The sequence below is a fragment of the Enterobacteriaceae endosymbiont of Donacia piscatrix genome (assembly GCF_012569525.1).
GTDB lineage: Bacteria > Pseudomonadota > Gammaproteobacteria > Enterobacterales > Enterobacteriaceae.
Genome location: NZ_CP046200.1, coordinates 84,317 through 91,463, shown reverse-complemented (window position 1 = coordinate 91,463; position 7,147 = coordinate 84,317). Strand labels below are relative to the sequence as shown.

Below are 7,147 nucleotides of genomic sequence, written 5' to 3'. Positions count from 1 at the left end.
AAAAAATAATGGAGCTACAAAAGTTTTTGCTTATGTTACTCATCCTATTTTTTCTGGAGATGCTATTAAAAATATTTATAATTCAGTAATAGATGAAATTATTGTATGTGATAGTATACCATTAACCGAAAAAATTAAAAAAATTAAAAAAATTAGAGTATTAACACTATCATTTATGTTGTCTGAAACAATAAGAAGAATTAATAATGAAGAATCTATTTCTATAATGTTTAAATAAAATTAATAGGATAAAAATTATTTGAATAATATAAAAATTATTGTAGGTTTAGGAAATAATATAGATAATAAATTTATTGGTACCCGTCATAATATGGGAGCAAAATATGTTATAAATTTAGCTAAAAAATTTAATTTAAAATTTAAAAAAAATAAAAAATTTTACGGTTATACTAGTAATTTAATTTTATTAAATCAAAAAATAATATTATTTTTACCAAATTCTTTTATAAATAATTCAGGAAAATCAATATTTATTATTTCTAATTTTTATAAAATTACTTTACAAAATATTTTAGTAATTCATGATGATTTAGATTTTTTACCTGGAATTATAAAATTTAAATATGGTGGTAGTAGTGGTGGACACAACGGTATTAATAATATCATTAAAATATTTAAAAGTACATTATTTTATAGATTACGTATAGGTATTGGACATCCTAAAAATAAAATAGAAATAAATAATTTTGTATTAAGTAAACCTACTAAAATTGAACAAAAAAATATTAATTTTGCCATTAAAAATGGTATTCGTGCTTTATTAATTTTTATTAAAAAAAATTATAATCAAGCAGTAACATTTTTACATACTAAAAAATAATAGGATTAAAATGGGATTGAAATGTGGTATAATAGGTCTACCGAATGTTGGTAAATCTACATTATTTAATGTATTAACTAATTCTAATGTAAATGCATTAAATTATCCTTTTTGTACAATAAAACCAAATATAAGTATAGTAACTGTTCCTGATAATAGATTAATTTATTTATTTAAATTAGTAAAATCTAGAAAAATTACACAATCTACAATAACTTTTGTTGATATTGCTGGTTTAATTAAAGGAGCTTATAAAGGTAAAGGTTTAGGTAATCAATTTTTACATAATATATCAGAAGTTGATGCTATAATTCATATAGTACGTTGTTTTAATGATGAAAAAATATTAAATTTATCATATAATCCGATTAAAGATGTTGAAATTATAAATAATGAACTTATTCAATTTGATATAAATTTAATTTGTAAATTACAAAATAATGTATATAAAAAAAAACAAAAAAAAAATGACAAATTAGAATCTTTATTTAAAATTTGTTTACATCATTTAAAAAATGGAAAATTATTAAATTTATTAAAATTAAATATAGAAGAAATAAATATTTTAAAAAAATTTAAATTATTAACAATTAAACCAATATTTATTATTGCTAATATAGATAAAGATAATATTAAAAATAAATTTTTTTTAAAAGAAATTTTATTTCTTAGTAAAAATTTTTTAATATTAAAAATATGTATCAAAAATCTTAATAAAGAAAAAAAATTATCTGTAAATAATAATTTACAAAAAATAATTACTTTAAGTTTTAAATTATTAAATTTACATACTTTTTATACAGTGGGTATAAAAGAAACAAGATCATGGAGTATATTAAAAGGAACAACAGCATTAGAAGCTGCAAAAAAAATTCATAGTGATATTAAAAAAGGTTTTATTAGAGCACAAGTAATCCATTATAATGATTTTATTTTTTATAAAAATATAATAAAAGCAAAATTATCTGGTAAAATGAATATAGAAGGGAAAAAATATATTATTAATGATGGTGATATAATTAATTTTCTTTTCAAGGTTTAAGTAATTTTTTATACATTACAAAAAAATTATATATTTTATATATATTAATTATTTTTGTCTAATAATCATATTATAATAATAGGAGATACTAATATTAGTATTACTGATTTAGATATTGGAATAGGAAATGAAAATCGTCAAAAATGGTTAAAACTAGGGATGTGTTCTTTTTTACCAGAGGAAAGGTTTTATATAAATAAATTACTTAATTGGGGACTATTTGATATTTGGAGATTAATGCATCCTTTTACAAGTAATAAATTTTCTTGGTTTGATTATAGGTCGAATAATTTTTTTTTGAATAGGGGATTAAGAATTGATAATATTTTAATTACTAAATCATTAATAAAATATTATATAAATTCAGATATAGAATATAACATTCGTAATTTAATTAAACCTTCAGATCATGCTCCTATTTGGGTAAATTTAAAAATTATTTAATAAATTTTATTTAAAATAAATTATAATTAGGTGACAAATGATTAAATTATTTGATTTAGTAAAATCTTTTTTTTATTATTTATGGTCATTAATTAACTTTACTAGAATATTAATAATAAATATAATTTTTATATTATTAGTATCTTTATTATGTTATTACATATATAATATTCATCACGAACAAAACATTAATAATAAAATTTTTAAAAAAAAAAATCAAGTTTTAGAAATTAATTTTAACGAAGATTTAACTGATGATTCTTTTTATCAAAAAAATTATAAGTTAGAATTTTTTAATAAATTTATAAAAAAAGATAATAATTCTGTATTAAATATAATTCAAGCAATAAGTTATGCAAAAAAAGATAAAAATATAAGTGGAATTATATTAAAACTACATAATTTAAATATTCATGACTTACCTACATTACGTTATATAGGTAAATATATAAATGATTTTAAATTAACAGGAAAAAAAGTATATGCTATTTCAGATTCATATGATCAAAATCAATATTATTTAGCTAGTTTTGCTAATAAAGTTTTTTTATCACCATATGGTTCTGTTAAATTACACGGTTTAAGTTCCAAACAATTTTTTATAAAAGATTTTTTACAAAAATTAAAAATAAATACTTATATATTTAGAATAGGAGAACATAAATCTGCAGTAGAACCTATAATAAGAAATAGTATGTCTAATACTAATAAAATTATTTTAAATAAATTAATTAATAATATTTGGTATGATTATTTAACAACTATAGCTGCAAATAGAAAATTAACTTTTCAAGAAATTTTCCCTACAAATAAAAATTTTTTAATTTCTCTTGAAAAATCTCACGGAGATTTAGCATTATTTGCTTTAGAAAATAAATTAATAGATAAAATTTCTAATAATGCTGAATTTGAAGATGAAATGATAAAAATTTTTGGTTTTAATAAAAATAAAAATACATATAATAAAGTTGATATTAATAGTTATATTAAATTAAATATAGATAAAAATAATATAATTAAACATAATAAAAGTAATATTGCTGTTATAACAATAAATGGAATAATAATGTATGGTAAAAATAACAGTGATATTATTATTAAAGCAATACATAAAGTTTATCAAAACTCTAATATTAAAGGTTTAATATTACGAATTAATAGTCCAGGTGGAGATATCCAAGCAACACAAGCTATTTATGATGAATTAATTTTATTAAAAAAAATTCACAAACCTATAGTTGTTCTAATGGGTAAAGTAGCAGCATCAGGAGCATATTGGATTTCTACAGCAGCAGATTTTATAATTGCTGATTCTTCTAGTTTAACTGGTTCAATTGGAATATTTAGTATTATATATAATTTTAGTGATTTGCTAAATAAATTTGGTATTCAACAAGATGGTGTAAATATATCTGATAGATTTAATTTTCCTATAACTAAAAAAATATCTACAATAGAAAAGAAAATAATAGAATTAACAATGCAAAATGGTTATGATAAATTCATTAATGTAGTTTCAAAAGAAAGACATCTCCCTATCGAAAATGTAAAAAAAATAGCTAATGGTATGATCTTCTTAGGTAAAGATGCTATTAAATATGGATTAATTGACGATTTAGGTGATTTTGATTATGCAAAACTAAAAATTTCTGAATTAACAAAAATTAAAAAAATTAAATTACAATGGGAAAATACAAGTATTTTAAATATATTGGATTTTTTTTTTAAAAAAAATAGTTATATTATAACTAATATTATTAATAATCTATTTCCCATAAATAATATGAATTTTTTAAGTTCTCAAAAAACATATGTTTTATTATTAAATAGATAAAATATAAATAATTTTATATATAATTTTTTATATTTTAATCGTTAGATTTAGGAGATTTTAATGTCTATTAGAGTTGCTATTAATGGATTTGGTAGAATAGGACGTATTTTTTTTCGAGCTGCTCAAAAAAATACTAAAGTTAAAATTATAGCTATTAATGATTTATTAGAAATAAATTATATTGCATATATGATAAAATATGATTCTACTCACGGTATGTTTAATAATAAAATTAAGATTAATAAGAATAATTTAATTATTAATAATAATATTATACATATTTTTTCTGAATTAGATCCTAGTAATTTAAAATGGAATGATTTAAAAATTGATGTTGTAATTGAATCTACTGGTATTTTTTTAACAAAAAAATTAGCAAAACAGCATATTTATGCTGGAGCTAAAAAAGTTATTATTACTGCTCCGCCTAAAGATAACACTATACCTATGTATGTAAAAGGAGTAAATTTTCAAAATTATAATGGTGAAGATATAATATCTAATGCTTCATGTACTACTAATTGTTTAGCTCCATTAGCAAAAGTTATTAATGATAACTATATTATTGAAAATGGTCTTATGACTACTATACATGCAGTAACTTCAACTCAAAAAACTGTAGATAGTCCTTCTATGAGAGACTGGAGAGGAGGAAGAGGAGCATATCAAAATATTATTCCGTCAAGTACTGGAGCCGCAAAAGCAGTAGGAATTGTTTTACCAGAATTATATAATAAATTAACTGGTATTTCATTAAGAGTACCTGTTCCAAATGTTTCTGTAGTTGATTTTACTGTTAAAATTATTAAAAAAACTACATTATTAGATATTTGTAAAGTAATTAAATATGCATCTAATAATTATATGAAAGATATTATTGGTTATACAGAAGATGATGTTGTATCAAGTGATTTTAATGGATCTGTTTTAACATCTATCTTTGATAAAAATGCAAGTATTTCTATCAGTAACAATTTTTTTAAATTAATTGCTTGGTATGATAATGAAACAGGATATTCTAATAAAATACTAGATTTAGTATTACATATTTTTAATTAAAAATTAAAAATTTTGCTATGTTATTTAATTATTTTAAATACATAGCAAATATTATTTTTAATAAATTAATAAATTTAAAATAACTTAAAAAAAATCTTTTGTACCTTGTCTACCTCCTAATAAATGCATATGTAAGTAAAATATTGTTTGACATCCATAAGTATTACAATTAATTACAATTCTATATCCATCATTATTAATACATTTTTTTTTAGCTAGTTTAGAAGATACTAATATCATTCTACCTAAAAGTAATTCATGATTTTTATTAATATCATTAAGAGTACTTATAAAAGTATTAGGTATAATTACAATATGTATCGGACTTTGAGGTTTTATATCATTAAAAGCTGTTACTAGTTTATCTTGATAAATAATATCGGCATTTATTTTTTTAGATAAAATTTTTTGAAATATATTTTCTTTATCATTCATATATTATATATAATTAATTTTAAAGTTATTTATCATAATTTTTTTTTATAAAATTATCCATTTCTGTTTTTAAATTATCAGATTTAGTTCCAAAAACAGCTTGTACTCCATTACCAGAGATAATAATAGCAGATGCTCCTAATAATTTTAATTCTTTTTTATTAACTTTTTTTGTATCTAAAACACTTATACGTAATCTAGTAATACATGCATCTAAATTAGTAATATTTTTTTTTCCTCCAAAAGCTATTACTAATTTTTCTCCATAATTTGAAGATATATAATCATTATTATATATATTATTTTCTATTTTTTCACGCCCTGGTGTTTGTAAATCTAATTTAATAATTATTTTTTTAAATATACTATAATAAATAATAGCATATATAATTCCTATTATAGGAAATAACCATATTTTAGAACCATTACCACTTAAAATAATGAAATCAATTAATCCATGAGAAAAACTAGTTCCATTTCTCATTCCTAACATAATACAAATTGGAAAAGATAATCCAGATAAGATAATATGTATTACATATAATAATGGAGCTACATACATAAAAGAAAATTCTATAGGTTCAGTAATTCCGGTAAGGAAAGATGTTAATGCAGCCGATAACATTAAACTACTAATTTTATTTTTATTTTTTTTTTTTGATGTATGCCATATAGCAATAGCAGCTCCTGGTAATCCATACATTTTAAATAAAAATCCTCCTGCTAATTTTCCTGCAGATGGATCTCCTGCTATGTATCTAGCAATATCACCATGATATATTTGTTTGGTAACATTACTAAAAAATGAACCTATTTCCATTTGGAATGGAACATTCCAAATATGATGTAACCCAAAAGGTAATAATGTTCTTTCTATAATTCCATATATACTAAATGCAAATACTGGATTTTGATAAATTGCCCAATATGAAAATAATTGTATTATTTTTTGAATAGGTATCCATATTAAAGATAATAATAAACCTATAAAAATAGATGTTAATCCTGAAATAATAGGTACAAAACGTTTACCAGAAAAAAAACCAAGATATTCTACTAATTGAATATTATTAAAACGATTAAACATATAGGCAGCAATAGCACCTGAAATAATACCTCCAATAATACCAGTATCTGTAAGATGTTTTTGTATTATTACATTTTGTGTAATATTATTATGTAATAATATAGGAATTATTACTTCAACAGTTTTTGTTAAAATACCATAAGAAATAACAGAGGCTAAAGCAGATACCCCATTATTTTGAGTAAATCCTAATGCTACTCCAATAGCAAATATTAATGGAATATTAGCAAATACAGAACCCCCAGTTTTTTCCATAATATTAGAAACAATATTAGGCAACCAATGAAAATTAGCTGATCCAATACCTAATAATATACCAGCTATGGGTAAAACTGATACTGGTAACATTAAAGATTTTCCTATTTTTTGCATATTAGCAAACGTATTATTAAACATATAAAACCT

The 7,147-nt window shown here is 20.3% G+C and carries 7 protein-coding genes and 1 pseudogene; 6 read left to right on the top strand and 2 right to left on the bottom strand.

Going from position 1 to position 7,147, the window contains the following annotated elements; all coding sequences use genetic code 11:
- The 6 genes and pseudogenes from GJT96_RS02330 to gap form a co-directional block, all read left to right on the top strand.
- Window positions 1-238, top strand: a pseudogene (locus tag GJT96_RS02330) (ribose-phosphate pyrophosphokinase); the annotation flags it as partial.
- Between the two features lie 21 nt (window positions 239-259).
- A complete protein-coding gene (gene pth, locus GJT96_RS00505; RefSeq protein ID WP_247646090.1) occupies window positions 260-841 on the top strand; it encodes an aminoacyl-tRNA hydrolase in 582 nt (193 codons plus the stop codon).
- 10 nt (window positions 842-851) lie between these two features.
- Complete coding sequence (ychF, locus tag GJT96_RS00500) at window positions 852-1,883, top strand: redox-regulated ATPase YchF (protein ID WP_169780303.1); 1,032 nt, start codon at window positions 852-854, stop codon at window positions 1,881-1,883.
- Window positions 1,884-1,937: 54 nt separating this feature from the next.
- Window positions 1,938-2,327, top strand: coding sequence for an exodeoxyribonuclease III (locus GJT96_RS00495; protein ID WP_169780302.1), 390 nt, complete (start codon window positions 1,938-1,940; stop codon window positions 2,325-2,327).
- Window positions 2,328-2,364: 37 nt separating this feature from the next.
- Window positions 2,365-4,161: a signal peptide peptidase SppA gene (gene sppA, locus GJT96_RS00490; protein WP_169780301.1), complete on the top strand. Its 1,797-nt coding sequence runs from the start codon at window positions 2,365-2,367 to the stop codon at window positions 4,159-4,161.
- Window positions 4,162-4,221: 60 nt separating this feature from the next.
- The gene (gap, locus tag GJT96_RS00485) at window positions 4,222-5,220 is read left to right on the top strand and encodes a type I glyceraldehyde-3-phosphate dehydrogenase (protein ID WP_169780300.1); all 999 of its coding nucleotides are present in this window, start codon (window positions 4,222-4,224) and stop codon (window positions 5,218-5,220) included.
- A gap of 84 nt (window positions 5,221-5,304) precedes the next feature.
- Here gap and GJT96_RS00480 read toward each other — a convergent pair whose 3' ends face one another.
- Complete coding sequence (locus tag GJT96_RS00480) at window positions 5,305-5,655, bottom strand: HIT domain-containing protein (RefSeq protein WP_169780299.1); 351 nt, start codon at window positions 5,653-5,655, stop codon at window positions 5,305-5,307.
- 25 nt (window positions 5,656-5,680) lie between these two features.
- A complete protein-coding gene (gene ptsG / locus GJT96_RS00475; protein ID WP_169780298.1) occupies window positions 5,681-7,138 on the bottom strand; it encodes a PTS glucose transporter subunit IIBC in 1,458 nt (485 codons plus the stop codon).
- Window positions 7,139-7,147 lie beyond the last annotated feature (9 nt).

Bases quoted from the DNA above. Each gene is read 5' to 3' on its own strand.
- ychF (WP_169780303.1), top strand. From the start codon at position 852: ATGGGATTGAAATGTGGTATAATAGGTCTACCGAATGTTGGTAAATCT.
- sppA (WP_169780301.1), top strand. From the start codon at position 2,365: ATGATTAAATTATTTGATTTAGTAAAATCTTTTTTTTATTATTTATGG.
- gap (WP_169780300.1), top strand. From the start codon at position 4,222: ATGTCTATTAGAGTTGCTATTAATGGATTTGGTAGAATAGGACGTATT.
- GJT96_RS00480 (WP_169780299.1), bottom strand. From the start codon at position 5,655: ATGAATGATAAAGAAAATATATTTCAAAAAATTTTATCTAAAAAAATA.
- ptsG (WP_169780298.1), bottom strand. From the start codon at position 7,138: ATGTTTAATAATACGTTTGCTAATATGCAAAAAATAGGAAAATCTTTA.